This is a genomic window from Chryseobacterium formosum (genome assembly GCF_026460885.1).
Taxonomy (GTDB): Bacteria; Bacteroidota; Bacteroidia; order Flavobacteriales; family Weeksellaceae; genus Chryseobacterium; species Chryseobacterium formosus.
Window position 1 is genome coordinate 1 of sequence record NZ_JAOVZW010000003.1, and the last position, 18,282, is coordinate 18,282.

Sequence of the window (18,282 nt, forward strand, 5' to 3'; positions counted from 1 at the left end):
GTCTTTATGACTCGAGGAGTTTTTTTATACCCTAAACTCAAGGATCAGTAGTATCACACCATTATACACATAAACTTCTATGTTTTAGGTTCAAACTATTTATTCAAGATTTATTACTGAGAAGTTAAATCAAAATTTAAAAGTTTATTCACAAGTGAATATCTTTGAAATAGAATTCGAGTATTTGTATTTTATCCTTAACGAATATATTTTCATTCAATAAGCTATAAAAATATTCAAAAGCCAATATTTTATGAGCCAAGGTTCAAGGCTCACCTCATATCTGAATATTTATATTAATCATAAAATTTTTTTATTCAAAATATTCCCTAGCTCGGATAGAAAAAGTTATCACTTCACTTGCATTTATCTTTAATCAAATAAATAGAGATTTATAGTTTGTTCCTACTTGTGATGAATTTTGACTTTAATAAGGAGAAGTATATACACTTCATACAAGTTTTCTATCCTTTGAGTAACTAAACAATTATTCACAAAGATTTGGATATTAGATAATCTAAAAAAGACTAGGCAAAATATAAATTGAACTTAAAATGCAAAAGAATTTATCTTCGCTTCATTCATCATCATTTTTATCAGTATATCATGATGCCTATTTTTGCCTGTAAGGCGCCATATTGTAACTAAATTTTCTGATGAAAACTGTTGCTTAATAACAATAAATTTAAGATTATTTTCTTTAAACAAACTTTCACAATATTGAAGATCTTCTTTATTTGAAACGACAATTTTATATTCTCTTATCTTATGATTTTTATCGATGAAATTCTGAAAATATGTAAGTGAACTTAAAATTAGTAACACCAAAACAGTTCCTAAAACGGATAAATAAACATATCCTGAACCAACTGCCATTCCGATTGATGCTGTTGCCCAAATTGTAGTGGCCGTTGTAATTCCGTCGATTTTATTGTCTCCTTTGAAAATTACTCCTGCTCCGAGAAAACCGATTCCAGTAATAATATTTGCAGCTAATCGATCAGGATTACTTACCCCGATTTTGATGGAAAGAATAGTAAAAAGACATGAACCGAAGCAAACTAGAATAAAAGTTCTTAATCCTGCAGATTTATTACGGTATTCTCGTTCTGTGCCGATGCAAAGACCAAGTAATACTGAAATGAAAATCAGTAACAATTCGTTTTGTATGGAGTGGTCTTTTAAAAAATCCATTAGCTATTATTTTAAATAAAGTTACATTATTTTAAAACATACATACTCAAACATTAATAAACACTTCAGTCTATTAAATCCAATTCATCTTCATTGCTAGAATACAGGCTTCCGTGGTGTTGGAAACGCGCATTTTTTCAAGAATATTTTGTCTGTGACGATTTACTGTATTAATGCTAATGAATAATATTTCTGCAATTTCTTTACTTTTTCTTCCTTGCTTAATCATTTTTAATATTTCTTTTTCACGGAGGGAAAGAAAAGTAGAATTTTCTGTTTCTGTTTGATAAATAATAGTTCCGTTGGAAGTATTGGAAATCATCCCCAAATACGATTGATTCTGAAAGAAATCGAAATGATAAAGACAAAGTGCTAGTTCAACATTATGATGCTTTGAATTTGAGAAATAAAACATTTTATGAATCAAAGATTGTGAGCTATTTAAAATTCTTAATCTGCTCATTACACAAAAATCACTGCGTTTTTCAAAAGGAATCATTTTCATCATTTGAAAAAATTGAAGTTCCAAAACATGTTTCTGCAAAACATCTTCGGGATTGAGTTTGTTAAAAAGTTCATCTTCCCAAATGCTTTCAATTTCTTGAGCATCTTTTTCCTGAAAAATATGTAATTCATCCGCTAACTTTCCCGAGTAAATATAGCTTTTATTATTTTTGAGGTCGCTTAAAATAGCAATTCCGTTTTCGAGTTGGGCAAAGTCCTTTCCCATTTTTTGCCAATCTTTCAACTGTAGTTTTTCTACTTCTTCGTTTTCGGAAAAATCTTGCTGCAGAAGTTGGTTTTGAAGGTTAGATTTGGGATTAATCATTTAAAATGGTTATTATTCAGTATTGATATTACAATGCAAAGCCTTTATTTTTGCTTTGTTATTAATGTAAAAATACAATGAATAATCTGAACGAAAAACAAAAAATGCTTTCCGGTGAATTATATGATGCAGGTGATTCTACTTTGGTTGAGGAAAGACAAAGATGTAAAGATTTGTGTTTCGAATACAACCATCTATTACCATCTAAAATTGAGGAAAGAAAAAGCATAATCAAAAATCTTTTTGGCAAAGCAGCGGATAGATTTCTTATCGAACAGCCATTTTACTGTGATTACGGCTACAATATAGAGATTGGCGAAAATTTTTATACCAACCACAATGTCATTATTCTCGACTGTGCAAAAGTGACTTTTGGTGGCAATGTTTTCATCGCTCCCAACTGCGGATTTTATACGGCAGGACATCCTTTAGACACGGAACAAAGAAATAGAGGTTTGGAAGATGCAAAACCCATCACAGTAGGAAATAATGTTTGGATTGGCGGCGGTTGCACCATTCTTCCCGGTGTTACGATTGGTGATAATACTGTAATTGGAGCAGGAAGTTTGGTGGTGAAAGATATTCCTGCTAATGTTCTGGCTTTCGGAAATCCATGTAAAGTAATTCGAGAAATTTAGAATCTTTTAAATTCTCGCTGGTTATTCTGATTTAGTATTTAAAAACAATAATCTGCGAGATCAAAATCTACTATTTAAATCTAAGAAATGAAAAAAAAAATATTTGCATCCTTGATGATTTTATCTTTTTTTGAAGGATTGAAAGCCCAATCTTTAGAAAAAATGACCTGGTTCAATGAGCCATCTCAATGGGAAATCAAAGATAAAAAACTTACAATGACAGTAACACCTCAAAGTGATTACTGGAGAATTTCACATTATGGCTTTACGGTTGATGATGCTCCATTTTATTATTCAACCTATGGCGGAGAATTTGAAACAAAAGTGAAAATTACAGGCGATTACAAAGCCCGTTTTGACCAAATGGGATTGATGCTGAGAATTGATGAACAAAATTATATTAAAGCAGGAGTGGAATTCGTAGATGGAAAATTTAATTTAAGTACCGTTGTAACCCATAAAACTAGCGATTGGAGTGTGATTGTTTTAGATAAAACGCCGCCTTTTGTCTGGATAAAAGCAGTTCGTAGATTGGATGCAGTTGAAATTTTTTATTCATTTGATGATAAAGAATATGTGATGATGAGAAATGCTTATTTGCAAGACAACATTCCCGTTAAAGTGGGCTTCATGGCGGCAAGTCCTGATGGAAATGGTTTTAAAGCAACCTTTGAAAACTTTTCGGTAAAGCATCTTCCGGATCAGCGTCGTTTGGAATGGCTGAAAAAAAATCAGTAAACATAAAACTCTCAGATAGATTCTGAGAGTTTATTTTTTTAGGAGCCAGGAACCTGCTCTTCACTGTATCTTTTGCTCCACTTCGTTCCGCAAAAGGATGTCGTTACGATCAGGGCTAAAATTTTCGGTATACTTACAAATTTTTGCAGATAGAATATCAACCTTTGCCTTAATCTTTCTATCCTATTAAATCCAAAAACTGCTGTTCATCCAAAATCGTAATCGTACCGATATCCTGCGCTTTCTTTAGTTTACTTCCTGCTTTTTCGCCAACAACCAGATAATTCAGATTTTTAGAAACCGCAGAAATATTTTTACCGTTGTGCTTTTCAACCATTTCTTCAGCAGATTCTCTTGTAAAAAGGGATAATTTTCCTGTAAATAAAAATGTTTTTCCTTCTAAAGCATTAGATAAAATCTCGTTTGTATTTTCGCCTTTCTCCAGCTGAACTCCATAAGATTTAAGTCTTTCAAGCATCAGGATATTTTCAGAATTATTGAAGAAATCTACAATACTTACTGCGATTTTCATCCCGATATCTTCAACCTGACACAGTTCTTCTGCAGTAGCATTTTTTAAATCATCAATCGTGTTGAAATTTTTCACTAATTTTTTAGCAACAGTTTCTCCAACGTGTTTAATTCCGATTCCGTATAAAACTTTCTCAAAAGCAATTTCTTTTGATTTTTCAATTCCGTCAATGATATTCTGAGCAGATTTTTCAGCCATTCTTTCCAATGGAAGAAGCTGTTCTTTCGTTAAAGCATAAAAGTCTGCAGGATTTTCAATCAGTCTTTCTTTGTAAAGCTGTTCAATCGTTTCGCTTCCTAAGTTATCAATATTTAAAGCCTTCCTGGAAACATAATGAATCATTCTTCCTACAACTTGCGGTGGACAATGCAAATCATTCGGACAAAAATGGATTGCCTGATCTTCTACTTTTACCAATTCAGTTCCACATTCCGGACAGTTTTTAATGTATTCTAATTCTTTGCTTTCGGAAGTTCTTTTCTCAGTATTTACGCCAACAATTTTTGGTATAATTTCACCTCCTTTTTCTACATACACAAAATCATTTTCATGTAAATCGAGTTTTTTGATAATATCTTCGTTATGCAAAGAAGCTCTTTTTACAATCGTTCCGGCTAATAAAATGGGATTCAAATTAGCAACAGGAGTAATTGCGCCCGTTCTTCCAACTTGGTAAGAAACGCTTTGTAATTCGGTTTCTACTTTTTCGGCTTTAAATTTATACGCCATTGCCCAACGTGGGGATTTTGCCGTGTAACCAAGTTGTCTTTGTTGTTTTAATGAATTTACTTTTAAGACAATTCCGTCAATTTCAAAAGGTAAATTGTGTCTTTCAACATCCCAAAAATTAATAAATTCTTTTATTTCGTCTAATGTTTTGCACAATTTTGCCTGATTGGAAATTTTGAAACCCCAATCTTGAGCTTTATGCAACAATTCCCAATGAGATTCTGTGGGAACTTCACCTGAAACAAATTGATAAAGAACTGATGAAAGTCTGCGTTTTCTTACTTCACCACTATCCTGCATTTTCAAACTTCCGCTTGCCGTATTTCGTGGATTCATAAATGGATCAAGACCTTCTTCCTCACGAAGTTTATTGATTTTTTCGAAATTTTTTCTCGTTAAATAAATTTCACCTCTCATAAAAAAACTTTCAGGAAAATCTCCAGTCAGTTTTAAAGGAATATCTGAAATTGTGCGAACGTTTGCCGTAATTTCATCACCTTGAAATCCGTCACCACGAGTTACAGCTTGAGTCAGTTTTCCGTTTTCATAAAGAATCGAAATAGATGCACCATCATATTTTAACTCGGCGACAAATTCTACAGGCTCATCAATCGTTTTGATAATACGTTTTTCCCAGTCTTCCAAATCATCAAAATCGTAAGAATTATCCAAAGAATACATTCTGAACTGATGCTGAATCGTCGGAAAAATTTTTGTAACTCCACCACCAACACGAATTGTAGGTGAATTATCATCGTGATATTCCGGATGTTTTGCTTCCAAATCCTGAAGTTCTTTTAAGAGAAGATCAAATTCCATATCAGAAATACTCGGTTCATCCAAAAGATAATAGTTTTCGTTATGCTGATGAAGTTCTTTTCTTAGTTGCTCAATTTTATGCTGAATGTTTTCGGACATGGGTTTTGTATCTTTTCAACAAAAATAATAAGTATTGCGGAGAAAATGGCGATTAAAATTAAGATTAAATTCAGGAAATGTTTAAATTCATTTTAAAGCTAATCAGGAATCTCTTTCTACCTTTGCGCTCAAATCTATTTATATCATTATATTGTTTTAAATTTCAGTTTTAAAATAGATTTCATTCTAACTGAAAAAATAATAATGCAGAAGAATAATTAAATTATGAAAAAGTTTATCTTAGGGTTTGCAGTTTTAACGACAGCTTTTATGAATGCACAAACTCAAATTATCGCACACAGAGGTTATTTTCAAACCAATCCTCCAACAACAGAAAATTCTATCAAAGCATTAGAGAATGCACAGAAATTAAAAATTTACGGAGCTGAATTCGACGTGAGAATGACGAAAGACGGTGTTTTGGTCATTAATCATGATGAGCATCACGGAAAAATGATTATTGAAGAAACCGATTTCAAAGAATTGGAAAAATTAAAACTTTCAAACGGTGAAAAGCTTCCAACCTTAAAAGATTATTTGAAACAAGGGAAGAAAGACCAATCTTTGAAGCTAATTATCGAAATTAAACCGATTAAATCTCAGGAAAAAGAAAATGAGATTGTGGCAAAAACCATTAAAATGGTAAAAGATATGAAGCTTGAATCTCAAAGTGAATTTATCTCGTTTAGCTTAAATATCTGTAAGGAAATTAAAATGGTTGAACCTAAATTTAAAGTTCAATATCTAAATGGAGAATTATCTCCTGAGCAAATCAAGAGTGAAAATTTAGATGGTTTAGATTATCATTTTAGTGTTTTTCAGAAAAATCCAACTTGGATCTCGGAAGCTAAATCTTTAGGATTGATTACAAATTCCTGGACGGTAAACGATATGAAAGTTTACGAAGAATTAAAAGCTCATGGAATTGGATTTGTTACGACCAACATTCCGGATCAGTTGAAAGGGAAATAAAATTCAGCTAAAATAAATTCCAAATATAAATCTGTCTCAAACTGAGGCAGATTTTTTTCTTTAAAAACAAATTGTTTTAAACTTAAAATACTTCGTGGTATTTATGTGGTATGTTTTATTTTCTCAGGAAAAGACAATAAAGGTATGCGAAAATAATTCACTTTTTGTATTAAAAATAGTTCATTCTTTTAACGGTCTGTAATTTAAAAGTTTATGAATATTCGTTAATCATAAATTAATATGATGTTTAAAAATTATTTAAAATATGTTAAAATGATATTAAAGTTATGCTCGTCATAGCTTTCTAATTTTGCGCAAACAAAAAAGTATATGCGTAAAGAGACTCAAAAATTACTTTTTTTATCTGTTTTGGGATTGGTGAGTGTAAATATTGCAGCTCAAGAGCAGGTAAAGAAAGATTCCATCAAAACAATAGATGAAGTTGTAGTGACGGCTCTTGGTATCAAAAGGCAGGATAGATCTTTAGGATATGTTGCAGAAACCATTAAGTCTGACGAATTATTAAAGACTCAGAACAACAACTGGTCGCAAGCATTGGAAGGAAAAGTTGCCGGTCTGAAAATTCAGACAGCGGGAGCTGGACCATTAGGTAGTTCGATTATTAAATTGAGAGGTGATATTTCAATGAATCCTGATCAAAATAATGCATTAATCGTTGTAGATGGTGTTCCTTTAAATAATAATACAACCGGAACCGGTTTCTCATCATACGGAGCAGGAGCGAAAGCAGATTTACCAATCGATTATGGAAATGGAATTAATACCATAAATCCTGACGATATTGAATCAGTTACGGTGCTGAAAGGTTCTACTGCATCTGCATTATACGGTTCAAGAGGAGCGGGTGGTGCAATTATGATCACTACAAAATCCGGGAAAAGCAGAAAAGGAAAAGTTCAGGTAAGTTTGAATTCTTATTCGAGTTACGATACAGTTTTGAAATGGCCGGATTATCAGTATGAATATGGTCAGGGAACGATGCAGAAAGATACAAAAGGAAATTATTTCTATTCATATCAAGCTTCTGCAGATGGTGTAAATACAGGTGGAACGAGTAGTGCTTTCGGACCAAGATTCGCAGGACAGTATTATTTTCAGTATGATCCGACAATAGAAGGACAAAGTGCAGAAAGAAAATTGTGGCAGCCTTACAAGAATAATATTAAAGATTTCTGGGAAACAGGAACTACTTTTTCAAATAATATTTCGGTTGAGGCTTCCAATGACAATACAGCATTCCGTTCTTCTCTTACTTATTTGAAAAATGAGTGGATGATGCCAAATACAGGGTTTGATAGATTTAATGCAGCGTTTTCAGTTGATCACAAGCTAAGTGAAAAACTAAAAATGGGTATTAAATTAAATTATAATAAAACCAAAAGTGATAATTTACCTGCTACAGGATATAGCAATCAGTCGATTTCATATTTCATGATTTTCCAGAATCCAAATGTTGACTTATCATGGTATAGACCGATCTGGAAAAAAGGTCAGGAGCAAATTGATCAGGTACACCCGTTCAGTTCATTTATTGATAATCCTTATCTGATTGCCTATGAAATGCTGAATGGTGTAGACAAAAACTTTCTTACCGGAAATGTAAATCTTAATTATAAAATTACCAAAAACCTGGAGGTGATGGTAAGATCCGGAATGGAATTGAATAACGAATTGCGTACCCAAAAAAGACCTTGGAGTTCTGCAAATTACCTTCAGGGAATGTACAGAGAGCAGCATATAAGATTAATGGATCTTAATAATGATGTTTTATTTACTTACAAGAAACAGTTTAACGAAGATTTCGATTTCAGTGCATCGGTCGGAGGAAACATCCGTTATACTGAATATACAATGAATGATTACTTGGCGGAAGGATTGCTAAAACCAGGTGTTTACACAATGCCAAATGCAATATCAACCATTATAAAATTTGCAAAGCCAAACGACAAACAGGTAAACAGTACTTATGCTTTAGCAACTTTAGGATATCAGAATAAAATGTTTTTGGATCTTACAGCCAGAAACGACTGGAGCAGTACTTTGCCAAAGGAAAACAGATCTTATTTCTATCCATCGGTAGGAACTTCATTTATCCTTTCAGATATTTTTAAACTGACTTCGGATAAGTTTAATTATTGGAAACTGAGAGCCTCATGGTCAAAAGTAGGAAATGATACAGATCCTTATTTATTGATTAAATATTATAACAACAGTGATTTCAACGGATCCGTAGAATCTCCGTCACTGTATCCAAATCCGAATCTTCGACCAAACATGATTTCGAATATGGAGGCAGGAATGGATATAAGTATTCTTAAAAACAGAATCAATTACACGATTACAGCCTATCAGAACAATTCAAAAGATCAGATTGTAAAAATCCCAACTTTATGGGAAACAGGCTACAGTAACAGAATGATCAATGCCGGAGAAGTAAGAAACAGAGGTTTAGAAATGACTTTAAATACGTTTCCTGTCAGAAACAAAAACTTTTCATGGAGCGTAAATGCAAACTGGTCGATGAACACAAACAAAATTTTATCTCTTCCAGAAGAATTTAAGGGTGAACCTTACACAATGGGAAGTGTAGGTGGAGTTGTTTACTATAATGCTTTCGTTGGCGGTTCGTTGGGAGATATGTATGGTTATGGGTTGATGTATTCTCCGGATGGTCAGGTAATTTATAACGCTACAGATGGTTTGACGGGTAAGCCAACGCAGATGAAAAAAATAGGAAATGCGTATGCGAAATGGCGTGCAGGAATTCAAAATGAATTCAAATATAAAAATTTTACGGTGAGCTTCTCATTTGATGGTCAGTATAAAGGAATGGCTTATTCGCAATCGCATCACAAGATGTCAGAACAGGGAAAATTGGGTCATACATTGGCTGGAAGAGATAATCCGGGAGGTTTAATTATCGGAAATGGGGTTGTACAAAATCCAGACGGATCATTCTCACCGAATACAAAAGGTATTTTGGCTTCGGCTTATTACGCAGATTATTACAGAAGGGCCAATGTAGAAACAAATACTTTCGACACTTCTTTCATTAAATTAAGAGATGCAAGAATTGCCTATACTTTTCCTAAAAATGTTACCGAACAGCTAAAAATCACAGATCTTACACTTTCATTATTCGGAAGGAATCTTTGGATGTGGACGAAGTTTCCATTATTTGATCCTGAAGCTGCAACTCTCAATGATAATCAAATTACACCGGGTGTTGAGATGGGGCAGTTGCCAACAGCGAGAACAGTAGGTATTCAGCTTAACGTTAAATTTTAAAATTTTAATCATGAAAAAATTACTTTTAAATATAGTATTAATTGCAGGAATTGGTATGATCTCAGTTTCTTGTGACAGAAATCTGGATGAAGTAAATGTTGACGAAAGCAGGATAAATCAACCTGTAGCTTCAAAACTTTTGGTTCCTATACAGTACAACATGGCGGCAGTTAATTATATGCGTGCCAATGATTTTACATTTGATATTATGCAGGTGTCATTAGATTTTCCCAATGAAGGAAACACTTTGAGCAGATACAATATTACTGAAAACACAGGTGCCGGTTTTTGGAATAACAGCTACAAATGGCTTAAGCAAATTAAAGACATGAGAGATGCCGCAGAAAGAGATAATGATCCCAATTATCGGGCAATTTCTATGGTACTAAATGCATGGGTTTATTCTAATCTTACAGATACTTACGGCGATGTTCCTTTTTCTGAAGCTTCAAATCTGGATGAAGGAGTCACTCAGCCAAAATTTGATAAGCAGAAAGATATTTATGTGAAATTGTTGGATGAATTAAAAACGGCTAACTCACTTTTTGTAACAACTAAAACGCTTACAGGTTCAGATATTTTCTATAAAGCAGAAAGTGATGCAAACGGAATTATAAACTGGAAAAAATTCTGTAATTCTCTTTCATTAAGATTATTAACCAGAATATTAAAGAAAAACGGAGAAGTTAACGTCAACGAAAGAATTTTAGAAATCGTAAATGATCCTACAAAATATCCTGTTTTTCAAAGCAATGCAGAAACGGCAAAAGTAAGTGTAACAGGAGTTGCGCCACTACTTCCTCCAATTGCCAGACCGCAGGATTTTACGACGGGAAGAGTAGCTTCTGAGTTTTTTGTAGAAACATTAAAGGCAAATAACGATCCCAGAATGGCGTTGTTTTTTGGTCAGGCTAAAAATATTGCTCCACCGCAGGCAAATATTGGCTACAAAGGTGCTCCTACAGGATATGCGTATGGAACAACCTTTAATTATCAACCTTCGAATATGAATCAGAATTTAGCAAAAGCACCACTGAATATTTTGATTTTCCCGTATGCTGAATTACAATTTATCCTTTCTGAATTATCTTTTAAAGGAATTATTCCCGGAAATGCACAAACTTTCTATGAAAATGGAGTAAAAGCAGCAATCGAACAATGGGGAACAGCCGTACCAACTAACTATTTTGCAAATTCAAATGTGGCTTACAATAATTCTTTAGAAAGAATCATGTTGCAAAAGTATGTAGCGTTGTTTTTTGTAGATCAGCAGCAATGGTTTGAAAAAAGAAGAACCGGTTTTCCTGTACTTCCAAATAACGGAGGGCTTTTAAACAATGGTATGCTTCCTTCACGATTGATGTATCCGCCAAATCCCAGAGTTTTAAATGCAACAAACTATCAAGCGGCAGTTCAGCAAATGGGTGGTGACAATATCAATGTAAAAATGTGGTGGAACCAGTAATTCTAAATTAATCAATAATCTAAATCAATATGAATTTAAAATATATAATTCCGTCATTGCTAATATCATCAATGGCACTTTCACAAACTTCAATTTCAGGATATGTCTTTGAAGATTCAAATAAAAATCAGAAAAAGGAAAACCGAGAAAAAGGTATTGAAAATGTTGCCGTATCCAACGGAGCTCAGGTTGTTTTAACCGATAAAAAGGGAAAATACAGTTTACCAATCGTAGAAGGACAGACTATTTTTGTAATTAAACCTTCCGGTTATATGGTTGCTTTAAATCAAAACAATTTACCACAATATTATTATCAGTATAAACCAAAAGGCTCACCTTCAGATTTCAAGTATAAAGGAACTGCGCCAACCGGAACACTTCCGAAAGAATTAAATTTCGCCTTAAACAAACAAAATGAAAGCAAAAATTTCGATATCTTAGTTTTCGGAGATCCGCAACCCTACACAGAAAAACAGCTTGATTATTTTAAAAGAGCGATTGTAAATGAAGTTAAAGGAAATAAGAAAAATGCAGTTTTCGGAATCAGTTTGGGTGATTTGGTGGGCGATGATTTAAGTCTTCAAAAACCCTATGCAGATGTAATGAAGGAAATTGGTTTGCCTTGGTACAATGTGATGGGAAATCATGACATGAATTATGATGCGAAAGAAGACCAGCTTTCAGACGAAACTTTTGAAGCAACTTTCGGTCCTGCAAATTATTCTTTCAACTACGGAAACGTACATTTTATGGTACTTGATGATATTCTTTATCCGGATCCAAGAGACGGAAAAGGATATTGGGGTGGTTTCAGAGAAGATCAGATTCAGTTTATAGAAAATGATTTGAAACATGTTGATAAAAACAAACTGATTGTGGTTTCGTTTCACATTCCATTAGATCATAATAATGAGGATAATTTCCGAAATGCTGACCGTCAGAAATTATTTGATGCTTTATCACCATTCAAAAATGCATTGCTTTTATCGGCTCATACGCATATTCAACAGCAGATTTTCTATGGAAAAGCGCAAGGTTGGAACAATACAAAAGATCTTCATGAATATAATGTAGGAACAACCTGCGGAGATTGGTGGTCAGGAACTTCAGATGAAATTGGCTTACCAACTTCAACAATGAGAGACGGTACTGCAAAAGGATATTCTTTTATCAGTTTTAATGATAATGAATATAAAGTTAAATACAAAACAGCCGGAAAATCTGAAGATTATCAGATTCAGTTGTATGTACCTAAAGTAATTCCTCATCCGTTGAAAACTTCTGCTAAAATCTTAGCTAATTTCTTTATGGGAAGCAAAAAAGATAAGGTGCAATACAGAATCGACGGCGGAAAATGGGAAGATATGGAATACAACGAAACCATCGATCCCAACTTTGCAATGTCAGTTTTCAAATGGGATACTACGAATGATTTGTTCCCGGGAAGAAGACCTTCAAATCCTGAACAGTCAAAACATATTTGGACAGGAGGATTTGGAAATAAACTAAGTCTCGGAAAACATAAAGTTGAAGTAAAAGCTCAAGATATGTACGGAAATGAGTTTACTGCGACAGAAGAATTTGAAGTTGAAAACTCAATTCTTATACCTTAATTTAATTTTTCTTTTATATATTACTTTCAAGAAACCAGCTTATTCGTAAGTTGGTTTTGTTTTGAAATAGAATTTGCAGATCATTAATTTTTATTAAATCAAATTAATAAACACTTGTTTAAAAAAATGGTTTCGTAAATTTGTACCAATAAAATTTAAATAATGAATCTAAACGGAAAAAACGCCATCGTTACAGGTGGTGGAAGAGGTCTGGGAAAGGCTGTAGCTTTAATCCTTGCCAGTGAAGGAGTGAATGTAGGAATCACCGGAAGAAACGAAGAAAATCTTAAAATGACTGTCGACGAAATCCAGAAATTGGGTGTAAAAGCAGCGTACGCAGTTTTCAGCATAGACAATGAAATTCATGTAAAAGCAGGAATAGAATCAATTGTAGGGCAATTAGGCGGAGTAGATATTCTCATCAACAATGCAGGAATCGGGGACTTTGGAAGCATCGAAGAGATGTCGTCTGAAGTGTGGGAACAGGTTATTAAAACCAATCTTTTTGGAGTTTATTATGCGGCAAAAGCTGTTTATCCATTTCTGAAAGAAAGAGGTGAAGGCGATATCATCAACGTTGCGTCAACTGCAGGTTTAAAAGGCGGACCGAATATGTCGGCTTACGCGGCTTCAAAAGCGGCAGTAGTTTCATTATCTCAATCAATGATGGCAGAATGGAGAAAACAAAACATCAGAGTAGTAACTTTAACGCCAAGTACAATCGCTTCTGATATGTCAATTGAAGGCGGATTAACAGATGGAAATCCTGAGAAAGTTCTTCAGCCTGAAGATTTCGCAGAATGGGTAAGAGATATTTTGAAAATGAACAGACGTGCATTGATTGCGAATGGATCTATTTTCTCTACGAATCCTTAATTCAAAATAAACAAAAATGCCGGATATCTTTTCCGGCATTTTATTTTAAGTCATCACACAATCTCCGTCACCATCCTGGAAATTTGGATTGAAATTTTCGGGTAGATTTTTAATTAGATTTTGGTGAAACATATATCGCCGCTCCAAATCTCTCTCGTAAATCTTTGGGAAATTGCTTTTCTTTTTTATCGCTTCGTTAAGTTGAGTCTGATAGCTTGTCAGGATTTTTACCTTATTTCTTGTGACAAACCAGCCAAGAAAATCAATAAATCTATCCAACTTATTATTTGAAAATAGATATGAAATTTTTAAATGTCCGTCTCTTAAAAGAAGAAGAGAACAACAGATTAATTCATTATTTTCATTATAGATTTTTACCCAAAAGTATTTAAAAACTTGAGAAAAGCTTGAGAATAAATATCTTTCATCAGGTTTCTTGCCTTCCAAAACCCAGAGATTTTCTATCATCCATTTAAAATCGTCAGTATTTCTGTTGCTTTCAAATTGATTGATAAACTTTGTACTTTCTTCATCGGGTTTTCCAATGATTTCAAATTTAAAATTAGGTTTTTTAGCACCAATATTTTTTAATGAAACAACACCGTTAAAAACTCCATCTGCAATTGAAAAGAGAGGTTGTATAGATTTAAATTTAGGTTTTTTTACAGGAATTATCGTTGCTAAATCTGTTTTAAAATAAAATCTTTTCCCGACTTTAGGTTCAATATAAGTAAAAACTCCAATTTTATTGTAGAGACTTTCTGCTTCTTTGGTAAACTCAGTTATGGCGATATTTCCATTGTATTCTTCAAATACTTTATTTAAAAGTTGCTGAGCAATTCTTTTTCCTCTGAATTTTTCACTGATGAAAAGAGTGCTCAACCAGGCATAAGAAAATCTGTTATCTTTAATATTAAATTCATCCGGAAAACATCCTATATATCCTGCTAAATCTTCATTTTCAAAAGCTAAAATAAGTAATGTCTGTTCATCTTTCGCTTTTGGATTGTTGATGTGAGACTTGGCTCTGTGAGCTGTAATCGGAAGAAAATCATACTTTTCAAAATCACCAGACGAAACAAATTCTGCAAGCTGTTTTTTATTTAAAGTTTTAAGCTGAATCATTTTCTGACGATTTTATTTTTATTGATAAATCTTTTCATTTTGTAATACGAAATTTCTTTTTTTAAAATCAATTCAGCGTTTTCACCTGTTTCCATAGGTATTCTTTGAAAATTTCTTTCAATATTGTCAGTTTTTATTCCTGCGCTTCCAAAAGTACAGAAGAGATTTTTGTTTTTAAAAAGTTCTTCAAAAAAATCTTTCCCCACGCTAAAATCTGTAAAAGGAAAAGCAAAACTGTCGGTCATCAGATTATTTTCTTTTAAATAATTTAATGTTTTTTGTGTTGTTTCCAACTGTTGAGTCAATGATAAATCATGATAAAGAGGATGATCCCAACTGTGAGCAGAAATTCCAAAACCTTTACTGGTGAGTTCTTTAAGTTGATTTAAATCTAAATAAGGTTTTTGTTCCTGAAGAAAAGAATCAAAACTGATGTCAAGTTTTTCGGCAATTTCATCAAGCTCTATTCTGTTTTCATACTTGATTTTTAGAATTTCTTCAATATGATTTTCAGATGAAAAAATAGGGTTGATTTCTTGATTTTTAATGTGTCCGGATTTAATTTTATTAACAATTAAACTTGCTTTAGATCTAAACATCAAATCTTTATTATCAATAAAAGCAGGATTGATAAAGTTGATAGCATAAATACCTTTTCGCTCCAAAATCGGAGCAATAATATCATAAAATTCACTCAACCCATCATCAAAAGTTAATAAAGCAATTTTCTTTTTAGGTTTAAAATTTCCTTTAATAAAATCTTTAAATTCATCCCAATTTACAAACTGAAAATACTTTGAAAGATAATCTAAATCACTTTCAAACTGTTTTATGTTTTTATATTTAATAATTTGATTAAGATGAGGTAAGTTTTCATCCGAAACGCAATGATAAACGGGAAGACAGTAATTAAGAGGAAATGAATTTTCAATATTTTCACTCTCAAATTGTGAAAAAAACTGAATGATTTTATCTTTTAGCATTAGAAATTATTAAAAAAAAGAATCTATTTAAATTTTTACCAAAAGCAAAACCTAAATAGATTCTAAATATATGAAATTTAAAAATTACTTCACAATTTTCATCTCATCAATCAGCCATTTTGAATCGGCAAATTTATCGATAATGAAAAGAATATATTTCGTGTCAACCATAATATTTCTGCTGAAACGAGGGTCGTAATTAATGTCGCTCATTGTTCCTTCCCATTGTCTGTCGAAGTTTAATCCAACCAAATTTCCGTGTGCATCCAAAGCCGGGCTCCCGGAATTTCCACCGGTTGTGTGATTGGTTGCTGTAAATCCTACAGGAACGTCACCGCTTTTATCTTTGTAATTTCCGTAGTCTTTTTTATTGTACAAATCGATCAGTTTTTGTGGAACATCAAATTCGTAATCTCCCGGAACATATTTTTCGATTACTCCAGCTAAATGAGTCTGATAATCATAAGAAACTGCGTCTCTCGGTGTAGAACCTTTTACTTTTCCGTATGTTACACGAAGTGTTGAGTTTGCATCCGGGAAGAATTTTCTGTCTTTATCTGTAGAAATTTGCTGCGCCATAAACTTCTTCTGCAAAACATCAATCTTAGACTGTAAACCTGTGAATTGCGGATCAGCAGTTTTCATATAAGTATCTTTTATACTCATGAATAACTGATAAACAGCATCTTTTTTAATCGTTTTTATTAATTTGTCCTGATTAGAAAATGCTTTCTCAATATCTGCATTAAGAACTGCACCGTTTACCTGACTTCTTCCCGTAATCACAGAATTTTTCGACAATTCTTCAAAGCTTGCAATATTCTGCGCTTCATTTTTATATTTATCGAAACCTGCTGGTAAAAACTGCGCTTCAGTTTTGTTGGCGTATAAAGCTAAAAGTTTAGCAGTAACTTTAGAATCTAATTCTGCGCTATAATCTTTGTAGAAAGAAGTCAATTTGGTTTTGAAGGCCGTTGTGCCTTTTTCATCCATTTTTCCTGCTTCCAAAGAAGTGATGTAATTTGAATATAGATTTGCAAGCGCAAAAGTCTCCGCATTTCTTATCACTTCACTGTAATAAGCATTGTTTAAAGCATAAGGAGCCTGGTCATTGTATAACTTGTTCAGTTGATCTAAAGTCGTTTTGATTTCATGATTTTTTGCAACCAAAGAACCTTCATACATTACTTTCTTCTGTACTGCGTTAGATTTTTTCAAACCTTCTACTTCACCGATCCATTTTTTCCAGTAGTTCGCTACAGATGCGAATTTTGAAGCATATTTAATTCTCGTTGCATCATCTGTACGCATTTTTTCATCTAAAGTTTTCAAGGCAACATCTCGCACAGCAATTCTTGCAGGGTCAATCTCTTTCATGATTTTTTCAACTGCAATTGCCGGAAGGTATTCTGTTGTTCTTCCAGGAAATCCAAATACGAATGTGAAATCATTTTCAGCTTTATCTTTAATGGAAACCGGAAGATAATGCTTCGGAACGTAAGGGACGTTGTCCTTTGAATATTCTGCAGGTTTGTTGTTTTTATCAGCGTAAATTCTGAACATCGAGAAATCTCCCGTATGTCTTGGCCAAACCCAGTTATCAGTATCTGAACCGAATTTTCCGATGCTTTGTGGCGGTGCTCCAACCAAACGTACATCTTTGTAAGTTTCGATGACGTAAGCATAATATTTATTACCATAATACATTGGCTTCACAGAAATCGACTGATAGCTTTCAATTTTCTGAGAATTTTTATAAACCTCGATATTGTTGGCAATTTTTTTAGCTAAATCCTGATCCTGAAGATTATCTGTACTTTCTAAAATCTGTGCAGAAACATCTTTAATGTCAACAATGAAATCTACGGTAACTCCCGGATTTGGAAGTTCTGTTCCCATATTTTTAGCCCAAAAACCGTTGGAAAGCAAATCATTTTGTACAGTAGAATGCGCCTGAATTTGCCCGTAACCACAGTGATGATTGGTAAGTAATAATCCTTTCGGAGAGATGATTTCGGCTGTACAACCACCATTGAACTGTACTACTGCATCTTTGATGCTCGGTTTTTGAGTATTGAAAATGTCTTTTGCAGAGATTTTCATACCGAGATCTTTCATTTCTTTTTCATTGAGTTCCGTAGGAATCCACATTCCACCGTATTGCTGCGCCATTCCTAAAGAAAAACTGAAGAAAGCCGAAGCAATAAGAATATTACGTTTTATCATTATTTAAAAATTTTGCCTAAAAATACACATTTTAATTTTTTGCAAAAAGAAAAACCCTTCCTAAAATTTAAATTTAGAAAGGGTCTTCCGGGATTATGTTTTTTTCAGCTAAAGATTTTATAAATAAATTTAAAA

The 18,282-nt window shown here is 33.2% G+C and carries 13 protein-coding genes; 7 read left to right on the top strand and 6 right to left on the bottom strand.

Going from position 1 to position 18,282, the window contains the following annotated elements:
• Window positions 1-549: 549 nt before the first annotated feature.
• Window positions 550-1,194 carry an MgtC/SapB family protein gene (locus OF897_RS03390; RefSeq protein ID WP_267264289.1) on the bottom strand — a complete coding sequence of 215 codons (645 nt, stop codon included), beginning with the start codon at window positions 1,192-1,194 and terminating at the stop codon, window positions 550-552.
• 73 nt (window positions 1,195-1,267) lie between these two features.
• Window positions 1,268-2,023 carry a helix-turn-helix transcriptional regulator gene (locus OF897_RS03395; RefSeq protein WP_267264290.1) on the bottom strand — a complete coding sequence of 252 codons (756 nt, stop codon included), beginning with the start codon at window positions 2,021-2,023 and terminating at the stop codon, window positions 1,268-1,270.
• 77 nt (window positions 2,024-2,100) lie between these two features.
• Here OF897_RS03395 and OF897_RS03400 point away from each other — a divergent pair, with 77 nt between their 5' ends.
• A complete protein-coding gene (locus tag OF897_RS03400; protein WP_267264291.1) occupies window positions 2,101-2,661 on the top strand; it encodes a sugar O-acetyltransferase in 561 nt (186 codons plus the stop codon).
• Between the two features lie 87 nt (window positions 2,662-2,748).
• On the top strand, window positions 2,749-3,399 hold the full coding sequence (locus OF897_RS03405) for a DUF1349 domain-containing protein (RefSeq protein WP_267264292.1): 651 nt from the start codon (window positions 2,749-2,751) through the stop codon (window positions 3,397-3,399).
• Between the two features lie 178 nt (window positions 3,400-3,577).
• Here the strand turns inward: OF897_RS03405 and ligA are convergent, their stop codons facing one another.
• Window positions 3,578-5,578: an NAD-dependent DNA ligase LigA gene (gene ligA, locus OF897_RS03410; protein ID WP_267264293.1), complete on the bottom strand. Its 2,001-nt coding sequence runs from the start codon at window positions 5,576-5,578 to the stop codon at window positions 3,578-3,580.
• A gap of 225 nt (window positions 5,579-5,803) precedes the next feature.
• Between ligA and OF897_RS03415 the strand changes: the two genes are divergently transcribed.
• From OF897_RS03415 to OF897_RS03435, 5 genes are all read left to right on the top strand, one after another.
• Window positions 5,804-6,550, top strand: a complete 747-nt coding sequence (locus OF897_RS03415; RefSeq protein ID WP_267264294.1) for a glycerophosphodiester phosphodiesterase family protein — start codon at window positions 5,804-5,806, stop codon at window positions 6,548-6,550.
• A 330-nt stretch (window positions 6,551-6,880) separates the two neighbouring features.
• A complete protein-coding gene (locus OF897_RS03420; protein WP_267264295.1) occupies window positions 6,881-9,859 on the top strand; it encodes a SusC/RagA family TonB-linked outer membrane protein in 2,979 nt (992 codons plus the stop codon).
• A gap of 10 nt (window positions 9,860-9,869) precedes the next feature.
• Window positions 9,870-11,324 (top strand): SusD/RagB family nutrient-binding outer membrane lipoprotein, encoded by a 1,455-nt coding sequence (locus tag OF897_RS03425; protein WP_267264296.1) that lies wholly within the window; start codon window positions 9,870-9,872, stop codon window positions 11,322-11,324.
• A 71-nt stretch (window positions 11,325-11,395) separates the two neighbouring features.
• The gene (locus OF897_RS03430) at window positions 11,396-12,937 is read left to right on the top strand and encodes a calcineurin-like phosphoesterase C-terminal domain-containing protein (RefSeq protein WP_407648269.1); all 1,542 of its coding nucleotides are present in this window, start codon (window positions 11,396-11,398) and stop codon (window positions 12,935-12,937) included.
• A 162-nt stretch (window positions 12,938-13,099) separates the two neighbouring features.
• On the top strand, window positions 13,100-13,813 hold the full coding sequence (locus OF897_RS03435; RefSeq protein WP_267264298.1) for a 3-ketoacyl-ACP reductase: 714 nt from the start codon (window positions 13,100-13,102) through the stop codon (window positions 13,811-13,813).
• A gap of 45 nt (window positions 13,814-13,858) precedes the next feature.
• Here the strand turns inward: OF897_RS03435 and OF897_RS03440 are convergent, their stop codons facing one another.
• From OF897_RS03440 to OF897_RS03450, 3 genes are all read right to left on the bottom strand, one after another.
• Window positions 13,859-14,938 (bottom strand): GNAT family N-acetyltransferase, encoded by a 1,080-nt coding sequence (locus OF897_RS03440; protein WP_267264299.1) that lies wholly within the window; start codon window positions 14,936-14,938, stop codon window positions 13,859-13,861.
• Window positions 14,935-15,921 (bottom strand): polysaccharide deacetylase family protein, encoded by a 987-nt coding sequence (locus tag OF897_RS03445; protein ID WP_267264300.1) that lies wholly within the window; start codon window positions 15,919-15,921, stop codon window positions 14,935-14,937. Before OF897_RS03445 ends, OF897_RS03440 begins: the two co-directional genes overlap by 4 nt.
• 84 nt (window positions 15,922-16,005) lie before the next feature.
• The gene (locus tag OF897_RS03450) at window positions 16,006-18,147 is read right to left on the bottom strand and encodes a S46 family peptidase (RefSeq protein ID WP_267264301.1); all 2,142 of its coding nucleotides are present in this window, start codon (window positions 18,145-18,147) and stop codon (window positions 16,006-16,008) included.
• Window positions 18,148-18,282 lie beyond the last annotated feature (135 nt).